This window comes from Exiguobacterium undae DSM 14481, from assembly GCF_000620805.1.
In the GTDB taxonomy this organism is placed as follows: domain Bacteria; phylum Bacillota; class Bacilli; order Exiguobacteriales; family Exiguobacteriaceae; genus Exiguobacterium_A; species Exiguobacterium_A undae.
The window spans coordinates 1,824,740-1,845,559 of sequence record NZ_KK211187.1; the positions used below are offsets into that span (position 1 = coordinate 1,824,740).

Genomic DNA, 20,820 nt, shown 5'->3' on the forward strand with positions numbered 1-20,820 from the left:
GAGGAAATCAAATGTTTGATACTCATGCCAGTTACCAACGGATGTACCGGGAAGGTGAACTGACGCTTGGTCTTCACGTTCCGCTCGAGAATTTTAAGCGGCAGACGCCAACGCTTTTGAAGCAAGTCGAGCTGGCACAAAAAGCCGATCAGTACGGTTTTACGACCCTTTGGTTGCGGGACGTGCTGTTGAAGGACCCCTATTTCCTCGATCCTGCTGTCGGTCAAATTTATGATATGTTGATTTACGGCACGCATCTGCTCGGTCAGACGAAACAGATTGCCCTCGGGACATCCGCTTTGGTCCTGCCGCTCCGTCACCCGTTACGGTCTGCCAAGGAACTTGCGACGATTGATGCTTTGTTTCCGGAACGGCTGATACTCGGGGTTTCGTCCGGCGACCGGCAAGCTGATTTTCACGGTCTCGGCATCGATCATCCGAGTCGCGGTGTCCAGTTCAAAGAAGCGTTACGCGTGATGGAGCAAGCGTTGTATACGGACTATCCGACGATTCAGTCCGATTACGGTGACGTCACCGGTGCGACGTTGGTGCCGCGACCAAAGAAACGGATTCCGACGATGATCACCGGGTTTGCGCAACAAGACATGGACTGGCTCGCAACCAACGGGGACGGTTGGATGTATTATCCGCAAGGACCATTGGAACAGGCAAAAGCAATCGAAGACTGGCGCAACGCCAGTCAAGACGCCGGCACAACCCGGTTCCGGCCGTTTTCGATGCCGATGCATCTCGACCTCTCGGCGGATCCGGACGAAGCACCGACACCGATCCGGCTTGGATTCCGACTCGGTCGCAACCGTTTGATCGAACTGCTTCATCTCTACCGTGATCTGGGCGTCAATCATCTCTTTTTCGCCTTATTCGACGGGGAACGGTCGGCGGAAGACGTCATCGATGAGCTTGGAACGTATGTGTTGCCGCACTTCCCGCCGTTACGTTGAGGAGGTGCCTTACATGACGTCTGATTTACTTGCACTTGACTATACGGTCCAGACTCTTGGGAGCGTGTTCGAGATGCAAATCATCCGGCTGTTGTTGCAGGCTCCCTGTTCCTTCGAACAACTGACAGCTGCCGGCTCACGACATTCCATGCATGAGTTGACCGTTTGTCTGTCACGACTCGAACAACGCGGAGTTGTCGAACGACCGGCAACCATCTATCACCTGACACCAATCGGTGAGAGTTTGCAGCCGATCTTTCACGCCATCGAAAAACAAACCCAGCATCCGTAAGCGGAGGCTGGGTTTTATCTCGTCGCAACAATCGTGAATTCCCACGGGATGTTTTCGCCGTTCCACCCCCGATGTTCGTCCAATTGTGCGAGCGTGAAGCCGCTGCTGATGACGGTGTTCACGATCTCACTCATCGTATAGTGCCGCAACATCACTTTCGGAAAATCCGCTTGTTCAGCCGGATCAAAATGCGATTGGTACGCAATGTTCTCTTCATATGTATCCTGATCAAAATAACGCGGGATGTAGTGTGACTCCTCGTTGATACAATGTTTGATCGGATGATAGTCGCTCAAAATCAGTTTTCCACCCGGCTTGAGCAGCGTAAACAAAATCGCAGTGAACGCCTCGAGGTCATGAAAATAATGCAGAATCCCGCCTTCAAGATACAAGACATCGAACTGGTGCTGATACGTATTCACATCAATCTCATAGATATCACCGACGATGTACTCAATTTCTGTTCGGGCACAGGCGGCAAGCTCGAGTGCATACCGGCGATTGGCTTCCGAGATGTCGAAGACCGTGACGTCCGCACCCAGCAGTGCGAGTGGAACCGCCTTGCGACCGTTTGATCCGCACAGATTGGCAATCCGTTTGCCGGTCACTTCCTGAAAATAGTCCTGATGTTTCTTAAGACTTGCTTTCGGGTCGGCCATGATTTCTTTTGCCTTGTCAGTCGGCGCCCCGTCACGTTGATTCCAAAATTCATAGGCCCGGTATTCCCAAGCGGTTTTGTTGATCGCACTTTGTTGTTTCATCTAATCACCTCCTCCTCCTATTATGTTGAATTATAAAGTGAAAACGTGGTAAATGTGTTATTTCTAAAAAAACAGCACACTTAATGCTTTACTTTGAGTTCTTATGAACTTATAATCAAAATATAAACAGAACACCACTTAAAAGGAGGAAGCGCTGTTGACACTATTGATTGTATTTTTAGCCATCGTCTTCATCATGCTCGCACTGGACCTTGGCGTATTTCACAGGAAAGCCCATGAGGTCTCGCTTCGAGAAGCTTGGACCTGGACGTTCGTCTGGATCGGGCTTGCCGTCGCCTTTGGCGGTTGGTTATTCTATGCGCAAGGCAGCGACGCTGCAATTGAATACACGAGCGTTTATTTCATCGAAAAGGCACTTGCGATTGATAACGTCTTCGTCTTCTCACTCGTCTTTGCTTACTTTGCGATTCCGTTAAAGTATCAGCACAAAGTCTTGTTCTGGGGAATCCTCGGTGCGATCTTCTTCCGCGTCATCTTCATCGTCGCAGGGGTTTCGCTTCTTGAGAACTTCTCTTGGGTGTACTACATCTTCGGCGCTTTCCTCGTCTACACCGGTTACATGATGTTTAAGAACATCGGGCAGGAAACGTCGCTTGAAGAGAACAAAACAGTCCGTTGGTTGGAAAAACGATTGCCGATCACACAAGACATCTCGTCTGGTAAGTTTACGCAGCGGATTAACGGTAAGTTGTTCTTCACACCGTTACTGATCGCACTGATCTTCATCGAAATCTCGGATATCGTCTTCGCCGTCGACTCGGTCGCCGCAAGCTTCGCGTACTCGCGTGATCCGTTTATCATCTTCTATGCGAACATCATGGCCATCCTCGGACTCCGTAGTCTCTACTTCGTCCTTGCGAACCTGATTGATCGCTTCTACTACTTGAAACACGGTCTCAGCTTCATGCTCGTCTTCATCGGAGCGAAGATGATTCTCGGTGATGTCTACAAAATGCCAATCTGGATGTCGCTCGGAACAATCGTCCTCGTCATCTTGATCAGCGTCTTCTACAGCTTCTATAAAACGAAGCCTGGGAAGTAACTTCGAATAACAGCACGCAGGGAGTGAATCACACGATTCACTCCCTGTTTTTAATTAGACCACCACAACGAAAAAGATCAAAGGCACCCCGTCATTCGGGATACCTTTGATCTTTTTGTGAGTAAAACCATATTTGCTGTAAACCAATCAGCTGTTGACGACTTTTTCAGTCGGTTCTGCCGCCATAACTGACCGGTTGATTGACACTTGTTCCCCTTCTTTTAAACGTTTTCTGTATTCAGCTGTTGCTGTAAACAAGACATCGGTTGATGAGTTTAACCCTGTTTCGAATGAATCCTGTAATACGCTGATGATGAGTCCGACGGCTACCACCTGCATGGCAATTTCATTCGGAATCCCGAACAGGCTGCAAGCGAGCGGAATCAAGAGGAGTGATCCACCGGCAACACCGGAAGCTCCGCAAGCACAGACAGCAGCGAGGACACTTAGGATGATAGCTGTCGGAATATCAACTTGAATGTCAAGTGTATTAACCGCAGCAAGCGTTAAGACAGTAATCGTGATCGCCGCCCCCGCCATGTTGATCGTTGCGCCAAGAGGGATCGAGATGCCATATGTCTCTTTATCGAGTCCCAGCTTCTTAGACAATTCCATGTTGACGGGAATATTCGCTGCCGAGCTTCGTGTGAAGAAAGCAGTAATCCCGCTCTCACGAAGACACTTGAAGACTAATGGATACGGATTTTGACGGACATTGATGAACACAATCAATGGATTGACAATAAGTGCAACAATAAGCATTGTGCCGATCAAAACCAATAATAAATTACCATAATCGAGTAAAGATTTGAGACCGTTCTCCGTTACCGAACCAATGACGATTCCCATGATCCCGAGAGGAGCAAGTTTAATGATCCATCCGACCATTTTCGCAATCGCGTCTGAAAAATTCGAGATAAAAGTCTTTGTTGTATCGGATGCGTTTTTAAGCGCTAACCCCAAAATGATTGCCCACGTGAGAATACCGATGTAGTTCGCTTGGACTAATGCATTGACCGGATTATCGACCATGTTCAAGACGAGTGTCCGGATGACTTCGATGGCGTTATCCGGAGAAGCCAATTCCTCTGTACTTTCAGTCAGTGTGATGGTCACAGGGAACAGGAAACTTACGATGACAGCAATGGCTCCGGCTAAAAATGTTCCGAGAAGATACAAGAAGATAATTGATTTCATGTTTGTCTGCTGTCCCTTTTTATGCTGGACAATCGCTGCCATGACCAGGAAAAAAACTAAAATAGGCGCAACGGCCTTCAGCGCGGAAACAAACAGTGTCCCGAAGATGGTCAAGGATTTTGCCGCTTCAGGAATCGTTACGGCTAAAAGAATCCCAACAATCAAGCCGATTGCGATTTGTTTTACTAAACTGATTTGGTTCCACATCTTCAACACTTTCATACTTTCCCCTCCAGGCTTAAAACGAATAAGTTATTTAGAATTTGAAAAACGACGAGTTCTCTCTCCCATCCAAAAGACAGATAGTCTGTTCGTTCATTTTTCTAAAAATTCTCTCAGTTTGTTGTTCTCTATTTTTACATAAAACCTAAGAAATAAAAACTAGTTTTTTGCAAGAAATATGATTCGTTTCTGATGACTCTTTAATCGAATAGGTATGCAATCGCTTGCATAATTAAGGAAAAGAGAAGCCGTCTCAGAATGCCGTCCCATTGGAAATGACCTTAAAAAAGGCTTCGTATCAAAGAACTATGTCCAGTAATGGACTTCAGTGGAACATGAAAAAATGACCCCTGTTATACAGGAATCATTTTCTTCAAGCATCATACCTTCTTATCATCTTTGACATGAGAAACAGTTAGTGATGCTCTATCTTGAAGCGGTCTGTCTGAATGCTGTTGCCTGTGCATGTGAAGACTAAATCGTTTGTTGCGAGTACATCAGTTCTTCTTTCTGTCGATGACAACCTTGCCTTCTTGATCCAATAAGGGAGTCATTCCACTGAGACCAAGACCACTTGTCATTACATAGTTCACACCCGTCTCTGTATCAACGATGATTTTGATGATTCCTCCGCTCAGGTGTTGTTTGGATTTCACGACAAACCGTTTCTTCATTCCACCACTCCTTGCTTCATTTTTTGATCAAAACATACGTTTTCTCGGGAATTTCAAGTTTATGTATATCCAAATCCTTCATCTCTAACGTCAACGCATGTTCTCTCGAATCCCCCTCTTCTCCGATCCAGCACGAATAGAGCTCAAAATAATCCCCTTCTGCAAGATAGGAATCCATCAGTTCCAACAGTCGGCGTAACTTCTCTTTAGATTCTAAAGAAATCTTTGAATCAAACGGTTCGACGATTTCAATCCCCCAGTGACTTGAAATTTCGTACACATGGGCTGTCGTAAACTGGGCCGCTTGAACTGAATATAAACAGGTTCCGTCTGCAAAACATTGGCCGACGTAAAAATCCTCGTCGTACCCTTCGTCTTCATTAATATCCACTTGAGGAATTTTAACGTTTGTTCCGATATAAGAAGCTAAGCTCAATTAAATCTTCACCTTTCATTACAAATGATTCGTTTTTTAGAAACTAATAGAAATAAGCATCACAATGCACAGCATCCGAAAAGGATGCTGTGCATTGTGAACCAATTCTGTTGTTACTTTTTCGTCATGTAGACTCCAATGATTTTTGTGTATAACGTATCTAACTTCGCGTTTTCTTCGACCAGGATCGTTTCTTTTGTGTTCATGAACAATTGATTCGCCTCTTCAAATTTCCCGGCATAAATCAGCAGTCTAATTGCACCGCGTTTGTCTCCGACGATCTCCGATGAGTCTTCACGAGCATAAAGCAGCCGATCATTGACTTGATCCATAATTTCCGCTTTTGCATCCGCACTAAAATTATTCGCATTCAGATAGCTTCTCAAACGATCGGCGTAGTCCTTATAGTCGAGAACCGTTAAGGCTTTTGTAATGGATCCGTATTGACTTTCAAATAACTTGATTTGCTTACTTTCGTAGTCAACGATTACTTTGTACAGAGCCTGTCCTTCTTTGGTCAACACCTTTTCCGCCTTCGTCAAACGAATGGTTTCTTTTTTCAAAGCATCAATCCGCTTGTCCGCAGCCTTTCTTTCCTTCTGCGTGTTCACTTCTTTAATCAGCTTTTTCAGGGCTTCCGCTTCTTTTCGTGCCTTCTTACGGTCCGTCATATACTGTTTTGATTTTTTGTTATTCGCTTCCACTTTGGCGCGGTACACAGAATCCGTGATGTATTCCGGTACTTTGATTCCGCCCAGATTCCCCATATGGAAGAGTGTGCTGCCGTATGATGCTACGACTTTCGTTTGTTTGGCACGGTACTTTTTATAGTCGAATTTTTTCTTCGCGACTTGCGTCGTCTTTGCCGTCGCATCTGCTACATTGCTGTTTACTCCGACTCCCGTCAATACAAGAGCCGTTACAAGCGTACTTGCCACCACTTTACGAACCGTTACTTTTTTCATCATGTCACGTCCTTTTTATGTGGGTTGTGTTCCAGTCAGTTTCTGCATAAGGAAATAAGTAAATATATTCCATGAATTTAGCTTATCATGTTCACACGCAATTATTGTATAAAAGAAATGCCGGTAATTACTTTAATTTTTCTTCCGGTATGAGCAGATAGATTCCTAAAATAATCAAAATGCCAAATAAGACATAGTTACTTACTGGAAGTCCTTCTCCTGAGACGATGGTACCCTCTTTCCTTAGTACAACCGATCCCACTTGCCCAATCTTATTCATTATTTTTTCCAGCTGAATCATCAGCATGCCAAACAAGACAGTCTGTACGATGATCAGAACTCCAATCCATTTTTTCATGTTAGCCATCTCCTTATATTTAGTATGTTTTTAACAATTCAAGAGTTTTTGGATAATGGTGTTTCACCGCAATTTCGAGCTCCGTTCTCCCTTTACACTTTGATGATTTCGATCTACTCCGTATTTTAATTTTGTCTTTGCTTTTCAACTGTTATCGAATCGCGCAATGTCATCCTATGTACTGGTGAAGCACTTGGGAATCACAACATCCCTTACCAAAGGATATCTTTATGCTCTTCCTGCCGTATTAATTGTATAGAAAAAGAAGAAAACGACTTAAACCGTTTCCTTCTTCTTGGTACGTCGAATCAAGAAACGTTCCAAATACAATAACGAAAATACAACTGCCAACTGGATGAAAAAACTGAGTACCATCATTAATGGCTTTTTGTCATATGTCAGGTAAATTGAAATGTAGTACGAGACCGTGACAAGAATCATGAAGTACAAAAAATAGCGGACATAACGCATGACACTCCCCCTTACGATTTCACTTTCTTTAAAGCGCAAGACCAGCAATCGTCCGTTTGAACTTTGGATGATCTACGATCCGATTCGTAAAGTTTTGAAGCCAGTAGTCTGCAACCATCGGTGTCTCTTGCCGTTGAATGACTTGTAAAATCGCTAAAAACTGCGGGGCATATTCGAGTTCCATCGCTTCGACAATCGTCAATCCTTTTATAAAGTGTTGGCTCGCTTCTTGTTCTTCACCGAGTTCGAGATACAGCATACCGATATGGAGCAGCATATTCGATTTTGCTCTCGGTTCTTTAAGACGCCCGACGTGTTTCACTAACAACGCAATCGCTCGCCGTCTCATATCGAGAATCGATAGTTGTGTAGCGGTGACCCAGGTATAACGATTCCTGCTTCACTCCTTTGCCTTTTAAAAGGTAGTTTGTTTTTTACGTTTGACCATCAAAAGAACGATTAACAAAAGAACCTCGAGAATCAGGAAAATACCTCCGAAGAAATAAACGACTAAGACCTGACTAATCCCATCAATTGCGACAGCAAAAAACCAGATCAATGAAACCGTCACTGTATAAATCAGATTGATTGCTGTACCCATCAGTAGACTGGATTTAAGACTTCGCTTATTTCGAGCTTGGATGAAGAGAATCCCAATTGCTCCAATCGCCCAGATGACTAAAAAAAACTCAAAGATAAAATCAAGATTCCGTTGTACGTCCATGACATCGCTCCCTTTTCCGATCGACTGATTCAGTTCATAAATCGTGCCGGTTAATGTGATACCTCTATTTTACAGGATCATCAAACCCACAAGTCTTCCGAAAGTTGAGTGAATCGGATTTTAAGTTTCATTCCTCGAAATCCGTATATTCTTTGATTTTTCGTATACGAACACTTTCCCCCTGTGCGATTTGGTCTGTTTCTTTCCAGTGGTATTGCACGACAAGTAACACCAACATGACCGCGGACAAAACAGATAAGGTGGCGTAGTATGGCTGTACTTCCCGCTCCAGTTCAAAAGCGGACAGGACCTGCAATACCATCAATGCACCAAACATTCCGTGAAAATACCGTCGGAAAATTTTTGGTAGACCGGCTTGACGAAACGTTTCATACCAGACGTACAGTCCTAAACCGAATGCAAAATTATTTAGCCTCTCGTAAGGAAGGACGAACAGGAGGATCCCGAGTCCAAGGAGCAGCCACGCCAAACGAACGGCCGGTTTAAAAAAGGCCGGATCAAGCGCTGATTCTTCCGGTGCTTCAATGACTTGAGCTGCCCGTTCTTTCTCTGTCAGCGGTCGAAAGCCGAATGCTTCTTTTTCTTCCGCTAACTGACGCATTCGCTTTTTCATGCCAAAATAGAACGGGAACCGCTCTGTCGTGACCTCTCCTTCGTTCGTTTGACCATTTACCTGCTCTTGGACGGAGACCTGATAAAGCGTCCGCCCCACCCGGTAACAGACCCAATAATCGGCGGTTTGGCTGATCTCTCGTTTTAATTGAATCAGTGGTGCTTGTTTACCCTTCATGCGGCGTGATCTCCTTCGTCGTCAGTTCCTTCAATTGTTGAGTCGTGTACAGCAAGAGGATGAATCCCGCAATGAGGCAGACAGTTCCGTTGGCAGAAAGATTAAATGGTTTTAAATAATCTTTTGATGAACCGGCTAATATAAAAAAGAATACGCCTCCCGACCAACGATAGAAGCGGGCACGGGCTGTTTTCCCTTCGATGTAGATTGGATAAAAGAAAGATAAGAACACAAGCGGAATATATCCCGGGATCGGTAACAGACCGGTCAATGTCGATAATCCGCACAGCATGAGTAATAGAGCACTCAGGAGGCGCAGTTTGATGTTGCGCCGATCTGCACGGTAATCCATCGCCTCAGATTGAGGTAAATGTGATTTTAAATATCCTTCCTCCATCTTTTGACGCATCCATTCTTTTTTCTGACGATAGGCGGCAAACGTATTTTTAAAAAGCATTCGGACAGTCGCCGTCTCTTCGTTAATTTCAATCATGTCCTCACTATCCAAGGCAGGTTCTTTCCGGGCAACGCCTTCCCTGATGAACAACGTACGTCCTTCTTGGTGATAGACGATGTGATAAACTTCATCGTCGATTTGTTTTAATAATTGAATCATGCTGGTATCTCCCTTTACGCTGCTCTATATGAATTGTTCAAGACTGCCTTCCAGACTTTCAGTCGTGTGTGATGAATGATGCCAGCCTTCTGTTTCTTCTCTTTTCCTTACCAGACAGCGTTGACACCATACAGTAAAAGCAATCCTCCTGCTAAACATACATAACCGTATTGTCTGACGGATAATGAACTAAAGAGGATGACGCCAATCGATAAGAGGAGACTAAGCACAAATGAATCGACATGATCGACTCCGTCTCCATGCCCGGATAGCGGGGTTTTGTTTGCATGCTTCGATCGGATGAAGTACGTTCCTAATATCAATAAAAAGAGTCCGACAGCAAGACCGATGAATGGTAAGATCACGAACGATTCCTCCAAGATATGTATTCATTTTCATTAGATAGCAAGTTTATTTTGATAAAGATATTATATACTAAATACGATATTTTCCTTTATTAAGTTTCACTCATGAAAAAAATCCCAAATTAAATTTTTAGAAATCGTAATCAAGGAACGTGATTCTCCCAGTTGGATATCGACAAGATGTTTAGAAATACCACTTACAGAAAAAGCCACATCGCTGATTGGATGTGGGCTTCGTTTGATTATCATGAGTTTTAATGGATTGACCATACTTCTCTTGATCGCAACAATCCATTATGAAGTTTTAAAATCCCTTATACGAAAGGATTACGGGTGAAGTTTACTAGTTCATCCGTATCGAACAATCGATCTTCGAATTGATCCGCTCGATGCTATTCGATATATTTTTTCGAATTTAAATATTTTCACGGGAATACGACTATAAGTACAGAAAAACAAACAATGGTGACTAAAATCATACCAAGCGTCATAAATAGGTTAAACGTCCAATAAGGTATCGTTTGATTCTCATAAACATCCAGTCTCTTGATCGGCAAGAAAAATATTAACCAAATGGTAATCATGAAAAAAGCAGATAAAATACGTTTATCCGAAACTAACTCATCGATTGAAAATCTTATGATAATCCACATTCCTATGTTAATCACAAATGCTGCGATGAAAGATCTTATTAATATTGATTTATTCATATTGTCCCCTCAGTTGTATTGATCGTTGATTCTTATTTGCTCCTCTTGTGTTCAAAAATAGCCCATGGAAGCCATAGTACGGATTCTGTCTCTTCTTCGCTTAATTCATTACAATAATCTGAATAACGATCAGCTTCTTCTATCGAGTCAATCAACCCATAACGATTTGGTGAAAAATTAAAATGTTGACGGAAATCACTTTCTAATCCATTACACAAATAAGAATGAAACGAGCCAGAGTCAAATCCTAAAACTTCGTACCCTACTTTTTTTGCTCCATCCTTCTCAGGTGGGTGGTGCTGTAACAACATTTTTTCCACTCCATATGGTTCAGGATTTTTACTGCTAAACAATTCTATATCTTCAAGAAAATCTGATTTATAACGTTCAGGTAATCCAATGCTGATGATGCGTATACCAGGCAGATGAATCAAAAAACGATTTAAAAAATCTTCCGCAGAATGTAGGCTGGAGAATACTTGAGGAAACAAAACATCACCAGTGTTTCTATGTTCTTCTATCCATTGTTCGGATAACTGAACAGTGTTAAGCGAAAGACCGAGTTGATCCATATAGCGTGCTCTTTTCACTTCAGAATTTCCCCATAAGATACTCGTATCAGGATATTGCTTACAGAGACAACTACTCACTGATAGCACGGTTTCAGGAACAATCTGTTCATCCATATAATCTTTACGGGGTGTTGGCATAACAAGAAAATATCCTGCAGATATGTAATTCAAATGTTCCTCTCCTTCTCATACGGGATTGCTATAATAATCATAAAGTATATAGAAGGGAAGTTGAGATATGAATAAAGAACAAGAAATTCTTTTGGTTAAATCATTCTTCGTCAAACGGGTACAAGAGCGTGTACTCCATGAACTGTTTTCGCCTAAAAAACGGGATCAAGCCCTCTATCGACTGGATCATCTCTATAAAAATATGCTCAAAAACGAGTGCTTAATTGAAATCACCCCACCCAATTCGTGGTACGAAGACATTTACGATCTATTAAAAAAGCATGGTGCGCCGGATACTTGTTACTGTTTGTCAGAGAATGAAGTGATCAATGGAAAAGAATTGCCTCTGAAAGAAGCGCTTGAACACGCCGTCGGATTTGGCTTTTCTTCCATTATTTCCTGCATTCCCGGTGAACTCGCTTACTTTGAAGCAGAACAGTCATTCGGAGCCCCGCCCCGTTATTTACTGAAGAAACCTAAATATAACTAAAAACACGAAGGAGGACTTGCAGATGTTTTTGATTAGAAACGATCTAATCGACTATTCAGATCAAGAGGAGACGTTAATCTATCCCGATCACTTACAGATTTTTTTATATCGGGATGCTGAGGTCATTAAGCATCGCTGCGCTTTACTCATCCAACTGGATGAATACGAAGACAAACTATTCAAGCCCACTGAAGTCCTTGAACTTCTTGGTATTTGTGAGGTTCTTTCTCATCGACATTGTTTCCCTCATGAACCATGGAAGTTGAAGTCAGCAGACCCCCTCATTCAAGATTTGCATTATTTTTTGCAAAAATTAAAAAGCATGTGTATACAGGCTGTTTATCAAGATCGACTGATTTTCTTCCAAGGGTTATCCTGATACTGATTTTTAAACGATTAATTTTCGGATGACATTCTAGTTAATCAGTCACCCCAAAAACAAATCAACGCGTTTTGGTACACAGACGCGATACACATTCGCTTCAGCAACTCTAAAAATTGATGCAGTTCCATTATTAACTCATCTGATTGATGGATCATCCAAGGTTCGTTTGGATAATAATGTGCCTGATTCAATAACCACGGTTCCTTTGGCGTACAATACCGTTGAATGAGTAGTTCACAAATTCCAATCAGCTCGTTTACTTCTCTTGCTACAAACAATTTATCAGCATAGGAATCAAGATGAATCAGCAAATCACAACGATCTGAAATGCTGGCGAAGTCTTGAATTAAAAAAAAGTGGACGCGACTCGGGTAACGGAGAATATTTTTTTCTTCTTCCGGAACTTCTTTTAAACTCGTACTGATCCCAAACATATTCTCGCCTAACCTTTCTTTAAGATTTGCCGTTTTTAATTTCCCTTACTGATAGTAGTCGATGCCTTCACCATCAGGCAGAAATGTTTTCACCTTTTCCTCGGTATCAAAACAGGCTTCGTTCGAGAACAGATAATAGCCCATGAAATCATGCTCGATCGTAATGAATGACATTTCTTCCGTCGTATTAACAACAGGAACGACACGTTCTATTTTGAAAAACCATCCTTTGACCATTCTCAGCTCAAACGTCAGGAGATTCGTAAAAGATAGGAAGTAAAAATCGTTAGCGGCAGCGTACCAGTATGTTTCGTCCAACAGACGTTCCAGCTCGCTAGCATCGTTCACTTGAACGCTGTAATAAGATCTGCGCTTATATGGTTGAACCTTTGTATATGATAGGTCTTCCCTTTGTAAAAACGGTTCTAATTCCTCATCTGTAAAGCCGCCACCGAACGTCACGAAAATTGGGAAGCGATTCAGACGTTTCAAAAAATATTTCAATACATTGTTCGAATCAGCTTGATAGTCTCTTTTTTCATCGTTCGGGATGCAACCCATCGAATAGATCGACTTGATGCGTTCTGGTTCGTCGATGTCTAGGTAACGGTCCTTGATCACTTTTGGATGATCGATATGCTCCTCGAGATAGATATACAGCATAAGTCTCCCTCCACGTATCCTACTTTCCACATTCACTAAACGAAACTTCCCTATACATCGTGATTCAGTTATTTACGCATGTTGAATATCGCCTATATTTCCAAAATGAGCAATCTTTTCATTCGTACAAAAATGATCAAACATGCCAAAGCGTCCAGTCGCGTCACGCGTCAATATAAAATTATAGGGAATCATCAACATGAACTCTGTCATGAAGTTCTCGAGCGTTCGTTGAGAGGGCTTTGAGTAATTCGTTGGCAGGAATCCAGAGGTGATTTCTTTTCGGTTCAACAGGTGTAAGAGACGATCTTCGAAGACCGCTTGCCAATTTGTATCGTTCAACGTCATCGCATGAATGGAATCCTCATCGTCGAGCGTACCCCTGCCACAAAAAACGACTTCCAACGGGAACGTCGCATGCGGCAATATGGCATCAAAAAAGTTTTCATACTCCGTTCCCGAGTCCTTTAATTCTTCATAGATGACACCGTGCATGGTCACCTCTTGATTCGAAACCAGAACGATGTCTTGTCCCTGTTTGCGAATCCTTAATACCGTATCGGATTCTTCAGATAGCATATCCATCGGAGGAATCGTCAAACCTTCTAACAGCCGCTCCAATTGTACGGTTTCCGTCACGATGAAATGGGATACGACTCCCCACTCCTCATAATCATGCTGCTGTTTTGTGTTCCGGGGACGTTCCAGCAGTTTGATCTCAAACGGATAACTGTATTGATTCAGCTGAATCCGGACAAGCTCTTTCCAGTCATCACGAGGTAAGAGTTGCCGGTAAACATTAACTGACTCGTTTGGTTGAAATGTCATTTGTCGCTCCCCTCGTCGAATTACATCTGGAAATACTCCGCTTTCCTCAAACGCTGTCATCAAATTTTCACCAAACAGTGTCACGCTCTGTTCCCACGGATGGCCAAGGTAGCCCCACTGAAAATCTCGGGCGATGAAAAAGTTATAATCCCCGTCCGGTAAGACCGGGATGATCCAGGTGCCCTCTTCGTCCCGTTCAAACGGTTGTCTTGGATCGACCCAGTAGCCTTGATGATTCCAGTCGAGCGCCATGATGCGTTCGCCTTCATCTGTCAACGTAATCAGAATATGTGACAGCACCGTTTCAATTTCTTTCCACTTCACATCACGGGTCGAATACGTCACAAATGGATGCGGCACTTGAAAGGATGGAAATTCAGTCGTGCTTGGCGAAAAGTGAAACTGACGGCAAATGACGTTCCATACCTGTTCATCTTCTGCTCCCGTCATCGGAATCCAGCTCCAACTATTCATTTGGAACGCTATCTTCCATCAGCTCGAACGTTGCACCCGGAGGATACAGGACGGTATAACTTTCTGCTGATTGCACCGCGATTTTCGGGACACCATGGACATCATGTTCTTTCATCCCCTCAAAGATCAACGCGACTGCTGCCTCAACATCAACGACGTGGTAATAGATGTTCGTCGTACCGCTACCGATATCTCCCCCTTCGCAGGATCCGTTTCCAGTGTGAAGCAGACCTTCATCAATCATCTCTTCCATCATATAACGTCGTTCCAGCGCTTCTTCTTCCTGACCAGCGTCATATCGAAACTGGACGACCAGTTCTGTATAATCTGTCTCCTGTAACTCTCGATATCCTTGACGTTCTAACTCCTCAACCATCTGCAGAATCTGTCTACCTAATCGTTTGAAGCGAGAGACGCGTATCTCATTCACGTCTTCTTCTTTCACCCATGCTCCAACGATTCCTTGATACTGGACGATCACGCGTCCTTCCGTATAAATGGTCTTGTAGAAAGTATCTGACCCATTCCGTTTCGTCAGCTGTATCATGTGATTCCTCCTCTATTCTCGTTGTCCCCTCAGGTTAAAGCGCATGCAAATCATGATCCTCTAAATAGCCTAAGAACGTATCTTGCAGTTCACCATCTGTTTCAATCGTCTCGAACGGTTCTCCCTCTTCGTCGACTCGGACGAGAGTCAGTTTCACTTCAAGCTCGGATCCACTCAGTTCTGAACTTCCATCAATAATGCCAAAGACGTGAGAGACCGTGTCGATGATTGTCTGTTCCATCATCTGCATCATTCGTTTTTGATCCGCTTCGTTCGACTTCTGATATAGTGCGATGCAAGCTGTATAATCGTTGGCGTAGGGATCTACGTTCTCCTGATACATTTCTTTGTAATCAGCCATCCCCTCCTGTACGACAGTTTGATAGACGGATTTAATGAACGCTTCCATGTCTTGATTCATCTCCTTGTCCTCCTCTTTAATCGATAGAACCAAAGCCATACCTCTACTAGCCTTGAACGTCCCATCATACCTCGTCCTTCATGATTCTGATTGTTCTATTTAGTCAATCCCACCGACAGGTCACGCTTTCGTCTACTTCAAGCCGTAGATGAATCAGGATATTTGCGTTCAGACCTGAGAGAGTCAGAGAGCGAGTCCCTCCACCCGTATAGGGCAATTCGAAAACGACACCTTTCATCTCTTTTAGTAAAAAGAATGACCAGTGAAGATTGTATTCACTCTCATACAAAAGATCCCACAATGCTTCAGTAAAGGCTGTTTCGTTTACGGTATACAGTTTCATGAACTCATTTTCGTCCAACAGTTGAAGCGTAGTAAACACTTTTTCGTTTGGAATCCGCGGTTTTTGAATGATCAAGGAGTAACCTTCCGCCAGCTTCTCAAGCAGTTTCGTTTTACTGTCCGGGATATCCTCTTCCATCACGGATGAGGGCAGGTCGTTGATCTTCAACGGGAGACCAAATTCATATTCAAACGGGTCATCGATTTTTAGAAGCTCTGCCCGGGAATACGTTGTCTTCATGGAAATAGTCCTCCTTTCATCAGCTCGTCTTTTAAATGCTCTTTAACATCCTGTGATCAAGTTTTCGGATATGGATACTAAAACATCTCACCTTCTACTTGAATTGCTACTTCAACAAGTTTAGGTGAGACGCTTTCAATCGCTGGTATTGAATTATTCGAAGTCCTCTTCAAAATCTTCATGTTCCCCGATGACCAGCAGGATGCCGGTGACCTGATCCGCATCTCGTCGTACGCGAACCTTGTAATGGCCGTCTCCCATCAACTGGACGGCAACGCCAAACGGAAACAGAAAGATTTCCTCCTCCATCAATTCATCTAAGATGGCGATATAAAATGGATCGATTTCGTCGTCGAACTTAAGCGTGTTCCGAATTTCCCAGTCAATGGCCTCGCGTTTCCCATAATTCGCTGTATTCATGACGACGAGCTGTGAGGAATCCACCACCGCAAAACCTTCAAGAATGTCAAAGTCATCCGCTGCAATATCTGCGTGATCCTCAATCGTCAAGTACACTAAATTAATTTCCGGCTGGTCGTCCTCGTTATACCAGACAGTCCATGTCGAATCAGGTGCAACCGGAATCGTGATGTTAAATTCCGGATCCGGTTCAAGAAAAGCTGGGTCCGAAACGATCATATCGCCTTGTTGATTATGAAAAGTACCTAGTTTTTTCATTTTATATTGCTCCTTTTCGTTTAAATGATTACTTTTACGATTCAATCCGTTGCCTCTTGACAGTCATGTACATATACAGAAATACACCCGTTGCAATCAATAGACCGGCGTCCAGATATTGTACGTCCAGTGCCTCTTTATAACTGATGTCAATCAGGACATAACTGATAAAGCACACCGCTTTGACCCAAAACGGCAGCATTTTCCCGCTCGTCAACGACATGATGAAAGGGAGTACTGCAAGCATCAGTATCACGTACGGTGATAAGGACCAAGGTGTCAAAATCGGAAACAAACCGGCTCCGATGAGGCCATATCCCAGAAACATCATCCGCCTGCGGAACGAAAATTTCTCTTTTCGACTCGGTATCGGGTCTGGACTGACTTCCTCTTCGTATCCGTCCGCCTGCTTCTCGGCAATCAGTTCCTGCATCCGGCGTCGCGCTTGATAACGAAACGAAAACCGTTCTTCCGTATTTTCATGGATGTCTTCATCAAGCATCCACGGTTTATCAACACCGAAGCTAGCGTGAACCGTCCGTCCGTCGCGATAAATGGTCCAGGAATACATCAAGCCGTCGATTTGTTTTCTAAGTATGATCATCAGGATGGTTTGCCTTCCTTTCACGAGCTCTATTTTTTCTATTACACAAGAGACAGCTTCTCCAATCTAAAATCGTACACCTCGTCGCAGATTATTCTCAGCATACGCACCTTCACCATGACGCACTGATCCAGTACAGCAGAGGAAAGCCTCCGGTAAAGCACAGGTAACCGTACTGTTTGACGGATAAGGAACAAAGGAGAAACATCAAGACCGATCCAATGATTGAATCGGTTCCATTAGCCGCGTCCAAAAAAGGTGTCTCATCCGGATGCTTGGATCGGACGCATTTCAGACCCAGTGCAAATAAAGCAAGGACGACTCCGATTCCAATCAATGATAGTACCATGTTTACCCCTCGATTCTATCGCTAGTAGTTTCAAATACGTCTCGTTCCAAAAGTCGGTTTCATTAAAAAAACCACTTTTCCGCTCGTCCGGAGGAAAAGTGGTGCTTACTCTATCGTTACCCTTCGAGTTCCTCCAAAACGTTCTCCGGGTTCAGCTCGAGCCCTTGTAAACCGGCATCCCAGTTTAGTCCGCAATACAAACCGTCCTGAATCATGTTCGGCAACCAGCCGTCTGTAAAGACATCGAGATCGAGGCGAATGAGATGATACTTCTCCCATCCGTTTGTCTGGCAGGCCCGCGCTCCTTCTTCCGTCGAGAAGAACAATAACACATCCGTTTCCTCTTGATTTGACGGACAATAGGCCCAACCCGACTGTTTTAGTTTCGATAATCCGTAGACAGATCCTGTCTCGAGTACGGTTTCAAAGAATTCATCCGCTTGCCTGGCACTGTCTAACAGCTGTTGCTCTTGTTCCAAAAAGGCTACGAGCGTCGGGGCGACCGGGAACAACTCCTGTTCTTCGTGATCCCACAGGACGATGGTTTCTGCGTCCGGCAAGAGATAGCCGAGCTCATCCCCGGAACCGTCCGCGGCAATCCGGAAGAACCCGTCCGGATAGTCTTCTGCATCCGTCGAGTTGACACGGACGATGTCTTCCCACGTCCGCTTGATATACTGTTCGTCCTTGATCGGATGGAATTGCCACTCACCGGCTTCAAACTTATTTTCCTTTTTAAAGTACGACCGCAACTCGGACGGCAGCGAAAATCCTAGTTCTGCCTCGACTTCCTGTAACCGTTCTTCTGAAATGCTTGGTAAACCGATCTGATGTTCCATTTTTACTACTCCTTTATGTATAATTTCGTTTCTTTCATTTTCATATATCCAAGCGGACTTTCAAATTTGTATCTGTATCCGATTAATCAGCTAACAATTTCCTTCAGTTCTTTTCTCTCCAAATCTTTTGTGAATCATGCCGCCTTTCTGCATCTATCTCTTTCGTACTTGCCGATACAGCGGAATGATCCGTTCCCTCGGTCCGATGACATCTACACCTTCTCCATCCGGTCCGACCGCAACGACGGCGTATGAGACATCGATTCCCGGAAAGTCTTCTGTGGCTGATAATGCATCCGTTCCGTCCATGATCACGGAATAGAGATAATTTTTCTGACCGTGACATCCGCATGCGTGCAGGAATGGAATCATTTCTCGCAACGTTTTTTCCTGATTAACGATGAGCCGTATACTGATGTCATGCGAAGCTTCTCTTCCATCAACGAGCCCTGTTCCGTTATTGCTTGACGTCTGATACGGTATGTCGAAGGATTCGAGAACCTCAATTGTTTCATTTATCGAAAAATCAAATACATCAAAGACCATGCAGATCGGGAATGCATTCGTTTGCCCGAGCAACCACACCGCATCCTCGCTGGCAACTTCTTCGGTTGATTGGATGATTGCGAATCCCCACTCAAAATAAATATTGAGATGTTCATACTTTTGAAAACGCTCATCCTTCGGTATATCGACTTCTAGATGATGAACCTGTTTGTAGTGATCGACTAACATGTTGCTTCCGCCCTCTCTTCAGCAACGTATGATTGCTTTCCGCTCTATGAATATGATCCTTAAATCAATGGCTGACGTGTTAAGTCAAGCAGTTCATCCTCTGTTGCATCAATGATTTCGTCGAAAGCATCCATGCCCTGTTGCTCGAGATAGTCCGCTTCCGATTCGAAAATCGGAACAAACCAGACAGGCAAAACGTGTTCTGGCTCATCAAAACTGGCATCCCCATGATGGATGAAAAAGCTCTCGTCAAAATAAAACGGTGCTGTCACATAAACTCCTGCAAAGCCGTATTGTCCGAACACCGTCTCAGGCATGCTGTAAAATTCACCTAAATCAAACGCCTGTCCAGTTTCCAGCGCATGCGTCGTCAGACGCCATAGCAATTCGATGACATCTTCCTCCGCTTCCGGCTGCTTGACCGACATCATCAGTTCCTGATGATAAAATCGCTCCTCTTCAAACTGAAGCGGTCGCCACAGTAATCCGAGTGTTGTCGCCGTATAGGTATTATCGATGGGGGCGTTCTCAAACTTCAGGAATTGAATGTTTTCTTCCATCATATCTTCTAGTTCTAAACTTCCTTTAATTTCACCACAGTGTTTTTCCAAATGCTCAATGTAATTCATATGTCCTCCCGTTTACTTTCTTCGCCGGCTAAACAAGGCCTAAAAGAAATTCCATTTATACTTCATATTATATAATCAGATAACATTATTGGGAATTTTTATTTTAATTGTTAACTTCTATTTTTCCATTTCGATTTAGGTGAATCTTCCAAATGATTGGTATAATCACTGTGATATTAAACGAACGTGAAAGGAACGTGTCCATGAAAAAATTATTAATGGGTTCACTGATTGCCGCGACCGCATTAGCAGGTTGTGGTGTAGACGCATCAACACAAGTTAAAGATACTTCCTATGATGGAACATACTTAAAAATCGGTGTGATTGGAGAACAGCCTGATCTGCAAGAGAAAAATGTAAAGTTTTCAACACTCTCATTTGAAGACCTAGAGGACACGAACCGGATTTCCTCACAGTTTGATGCGGTGTTCATCACAAAAGATAACCTAAAACAGGCAGATGAAGAGAAGTACGTGAAGGTGTACCAGAAACTCGATATTCCGACATTCTTCTTAGAGACAACAAAAGGATTTTTACCATTCGTATCTGAAGACCTGACGTATACCAATGCGAGCGAACTGGAGCATTCCTATGCATCCGGTTATCTGCAAGGGAAAAAAGATCGCTATCGCTACTGGGAATATGGATTAAACAACGATCAAAAAAACGATCAAATTATCAAAGATGTTTATTCACAGATTTTCAAGACGGTTGCAGAAGTGAAAGAATAACAAAAGGAGTGTAACCGGGTCTGTTCCATCACCCGTCTGCACTCCTTTTACCATATCCGC

General features: G+C 43.6%; 31 protein-coding genes. 6 read left to right on the forward strand and 25 right to left on the reverse strand.

Annotation, left to right across the window (positions count from 1 at the left end; translation table 11 throughout):
- The first annotated feature begins 11 nt into the window (after window positions 1–11).
- Together P397_RS0110210 and P397_RS0110215 are read left to right on the forward strand one after the other, a co-directional pair.
- Window positions 12–962, forward strand: coding sequence for a TIGR03571 family LLM class oxidoreductase (locus tag P397_RS0110210; protein WP_028106460.1), 951 nt, complete (start codon window positions 12–14; stop codon window positions 960–962).
- Window positions 963–975: 13 nt separating this feature from the next.
- A complete protein-coding gene (locus P397_RS0110215; RefSeq protein WP_028106461.1) occupies window positions 976–1,254 on the forward strand; it encodes a winged helix-turn-helix transcriptional regulator in 279 nt (92 codons plus the stop codon).
- 14 nt (window positions 1,255–1,268) lie between these two features.
- Here the strand turns inward: P397_RS0110215 and P397_RS0110220 are convergent, their stop codons facing one another.
- A complete protein-coding gene (locus tag P397_RS0110220) occupies window positions 1,269–2,015 on the reverse strand; it encodes a class I SAM-dependent methyltransferase (RefSeq protein WP_028106462.1) in 747 nt (248 codons plus the stop codon).
- Window positions 2,016–2,172: 157 nt separating this feature from the next.
- Between P397_RS0110220 and P397_RS0110225 the strand changes: the two genes are divergently transcribed.
- Complete coding sequence (locus P397_RS0110225; protein WP_026833186.1) at window positions 2,173–3,078, forward strand: TerC family protein; 906 nt, start codon at window positions 2,173–2,175, stop codon at window positions 3,076–3,078.
- 147 nt (window positions 3,079–3,225) lie between these two features.
- On the opposite strand, the gene sstT is transcribed toward P397_RS0110225, so the two are convergent.
- From sstT to P397_RS0110290, 12 genes are all read right to left on the reverse strand, one after another.
- Window positions 3,226–4,497 carry a serine/threonine transporter SstT gene (gene sstT / locus P397_RS0110230; protein WP_028106463.1) on the reverse strand — a complete coding sequence of 424 codons (1,272 nt, stop codon included), beginning with the start codon at window positions 4,495–4,497 and terminating at the stop codon, window positions 3,226–3,228.
- A gap of 497 nt (window positions 4,498–4,994) precedes the next feature.
- On the reverse strand, window positions 4,995–5,171 hold the full coding sequence (locus tag P397_RS17995) for a DUF6440 family protein (RefSeq protein WP_167331060.1): 177 nt from the start codon (window positions 5,169–5,171) through the stop codon (window positions 4,995–4,997).
- Between the two features lie 16 nt (window positions 5,172–5,187).
- On the reverse strand, window positions 5,188–5,607 hold the full coding sequence (locus P397_RS0110240; protein ID WP_028106464.1) for a hypothetical protein: 420 nt from the start codon (window positions 5,605–5,607) through the stop codon (window positions 5,188–5,190).
- A gap of 113 nt (window positions 5,608–5,720) precedes the next feature.
- Window positions 5,721–6,572, reverse strand: coding sequence for a hypothetical protein (locus tag P397_RS0110245; protein WP_028106465.1), 852 nt, complete (start codon window positions 6,570–6,572; stop codon window positions 5,721–5,723).
- A 127-nt stretch (window positions 6,573–6,699) separates the two neighbouring features.
- Window positions 6,700–6,930, reverse strand: coding sequence for a hypothetical protein (locus P397_RS0110250; protein WP_235183976.1), 231 nt, complete (start codon window positions 6,928–6,930; stop codon window positions 6,700–6,702).
- Window positions 6,931–7,206: 276 nt separating this feature from the next.
- Window positions 7,207–7,401 (reverse strand): hypothetical protein, encoded by a 195-nt coding sequence (locus P397_RS0110255; RefSeq protein ID WP_026833191.1) that lies wholly within the window; start codon window positions 7,399–7,401, stop codon window positions 7,207–7,209.
- A gap of 28 nt (window positions 7,402–7,429) precedes the next feature.
- Window positions 7,430–7,729, reverse strand: coding sequence for a hypothetical protein (locus tag P397_RS0110260; protein WP_152539596.1), 300 nt, complete (start codon window positions 7,727–7,729; stop codon window positions 7,430–7,432).
- A gap of 87 nt (window positions 7,730–7,816) precedes the next feature.
- On the reverse strand, window positions 7,817–8,125 hold the full coding sequence (locus P397_RS0110265; RefSeq protein WP_028106467.1) for a hypothetical protein: 309 nt from the start codon (window positions 8,123–8,125) through the stop codon (window positions 7,817–7,819).
- A gap of 127 nt (window positions 8,126–8,252) precedes the next feature.
- Window positions 8,253–8,936, reverse strand: a complete 684-nt coding sequence (locus tag P397_RS0110270) for a hypothetical protein (protein ID WP_028106468.1) — start codon at window positions 8,934–8,936, stop codon at window positions 8,253–8,255.
- A complete protein-coding gene (locus tag P397_RS0110275; protein ID WP_028106469.1) occupies window positions 8,926–9,552 on the reverse strand; it encodes a hypothetical protein in 627 nt (208 codons plus the stop codon). The genes P397_RS0110270 and P397_RS0110275 overlap by 11 nt, the downstream gene beginning before the upstream one ends.
- A gap of 107 nt (window positions 9,553–9,659) precedes the next feature.
- On the reverse strand, window positions 9,660–9,917 hold the full coding sequence (locus tag P397_RS0110280) for a hypothetical protein (protein WP_028106470.1): 258 nt from the start codon (window positions 9,915–9,917) through the stop codon (window positions 9,660–9,662).
- Window positions 9,918–10,659: 742 nt separating this feature from the next.
- Window positions 10,660–11,370: a hypothetical protein gene (locus tag P397_RS0110290; protein ID WP_235183977.1), complete on the reverse strand. Its 711-nt coding sequence runs from the start codon at window positions 11,368–11,370 to the stop codon at window positions 10,660–10,662.
- Window positions 11,371–11,437: 67 nt separating this feature from the next.
- On the opposite strand from P397_RS0110290, the gene P397_RS0110295 reads away from it, so the two are divergent.
- Window positions 11,438–11,860, forward strand: a complete 423-nt coding sequence (locus P397_RS0110295) for a hypothetical protein (RefSeq protein WP_028106473.1) — start codon at window positions 11,438–11,440, stop codon at window positions 11,858–11,860.
- Window positions 11,861–11,882: 22 nt separating this feature from the next.
- A complete protein-coding gene (locus P397_RS0110300) occupies window positions 11,883–12,239 on the forward strand; it encodes a hypothetical protein (RefSeq protein ID WP_028106474.1) in 357 nt (118 codons plus the stop codon).
- 44 nt (window positions 12,240–12,283) lie between these two features.
- Here the strand turns inward: P397_RS0110300 and P397_RS0110305 are convergent, their stop codons facing one another.
- The 12 genes from P397_RS0110305 to P397_RS0110365 all read right to left on the reverse strand — a co-directional run bounded on the left by P397_RS0110305 (window position 12,284) and on the right by P397_RS0110365 (window position 20,029).
- On the reverse strand, window positions 12,284–12,679 hold the full coding sequence (locus P397_RS0110305) for a hypothetical protein (protein WP_028106475.1): 396 nt from the start codon (window positions 12,677–12,679) through the stop codon (window positions 12,284–12,286).
- A 45-nt stretch (window positions 12,680–12,724) separates the two neighbouring features.
- On the reverse strand, window positions 12,725–13,342 hold the full coding sequence (locus tag P397_RS0110310; RefSeq protein WP_028106476.1) for a hypothetical protein: 618 nt from the start codon (window positions 13,340–13,342) through the stop codon (window positions 12,725–12,727).
- A gap of 72 nt (window positions 13,343–13,414) precedes the next feature.
- Window positions 13,415–14,644, reverse strand: coding sequence for a DUF2716 domain-containing protein (locus tag P397_RS17785; protein WP_081776975.1), 1,230 nt, complete (start codon window positions 14,642–14,644; stop codon window positions 13,415–13,417).
- Window positions 14,637–15,191 (reverse strand): hypothetical protein, encoded by a 555-nt coding sequence (locus P397_RS17625; protein ID WP_051523981.1) that lies wholly within the window; start codon window positions 15,189–15,191, stop codon window positions 14,637–14,639. The genes P397_RS17785 and P397_RS17625 overlap by 8 nt, the downstream gene beginning before the upstream one ends.
- Before the next feature lie 34 nt (window positions 15,192–15,225).
- On the reverse strand, window positions 15,226–15,612 hold the full coding sequence (locus tag P397_RS17315; protein ID WP_035414160.1) for a hypothetical protein: 387 nt from the start codon (window positions 15,610–15,612) through the stop codon (window positions 15,226–15,228).
- Window positions 15,613–15,715: 103 nt separating this feature from the next.
- Window positions 15,716–16,195 (reverse strand): hypothetical protein, encoded by a 480-nt coding sequence (locus P397_RS0110335; protein WP_028106477.1) that lies wholly within the window; start codon window positions 16,193–16,195, stop codon window positions 15,716–15,718.
- Window positions 16,196–16,348: 153 nt separating this feature from the next.
- Window positions 16,349–16,873, reverse strand: a complete 525-nt coding sequence (locus tag P397_RS0110340) for a hypothetical protein (protein ID WP_028106478.1) — start codon at window positions 16,871–16,873, stop codon at window positions 16,349–16,351.
- A 34-nt stretch (window positions 16,874–16,907) separates the two neighbouring features.
- A complete protein-coding gene (locus tag P397_RS0110345) occupies window positions 16,908–17,477 on the reverse strand; it encodes a hypothetical protein (protein ID WP_028106479.1) in 570 nt (189 codons plus the stop codon).
- A 112-nt stretch (window positions 17,478–17,589) separates the two neighbouring features.
- Complete coding sequence (locus tag P397_RS0110350) at window positions 17,590–17,826, reverse strand: hypothetical protein (RefSeq protein WP_028106480.1); 237 nt, start codon at window positions 17,824–17,826, stop codon at window positions 17,590–17,592.
- A 116-nt stretch (window positions 17,827–17,942) separates the two neighbouring features.
- Window positions 17,943–18,665: a DUF2750 domain-containing protein gene (locus P397_RS17630; protein WP_051523984.1), complete on the reverse strand. Its 723-nt coding sequence runs from the start codon at window positions 18,663–18,665 to the stop codon at window positions 17,943–17,945.
- Between the two features lie 153 nt (window positions 18,666–18,818).
- Entirely contained in the window at window positions 18,819–19,400 is a 582-nt protein-coding gene (locus tag P397_RS0110360) for a hypothetical protein (protein WP_028106482.1), read from the reverse strand.
- A gap of 59 nt (window positions 19,401–19,459) precedes the next feature.
- Window positions 19,460–20,029, reverse strand: a complete 570-nt coding sequence (locus tag P397_RS0110365; RefSeq protein WP_028106483.1) for a suppressor of fused domain protein — start codon at window positions 20,027–20,029, stop codon at window positions 19,460–19,462.
- 203 nt (window positions 20,030–20,232) lie between these two features.
- Here P397_RS0110365 and P397_RS0110370 point away from each other — a divergent pair, with 203 nt between their 5' ends.
- Entirely contained in the window at window positions 20,233–20,760 is a 528-nt protein-coding gene (locus P397_RS0110370) for a hypothetical protein (RefSeq protein WP_028106484.1), read from the forward strand.
- Window positions 20,761–20,820: the final 60 nt, after the last annotated feature.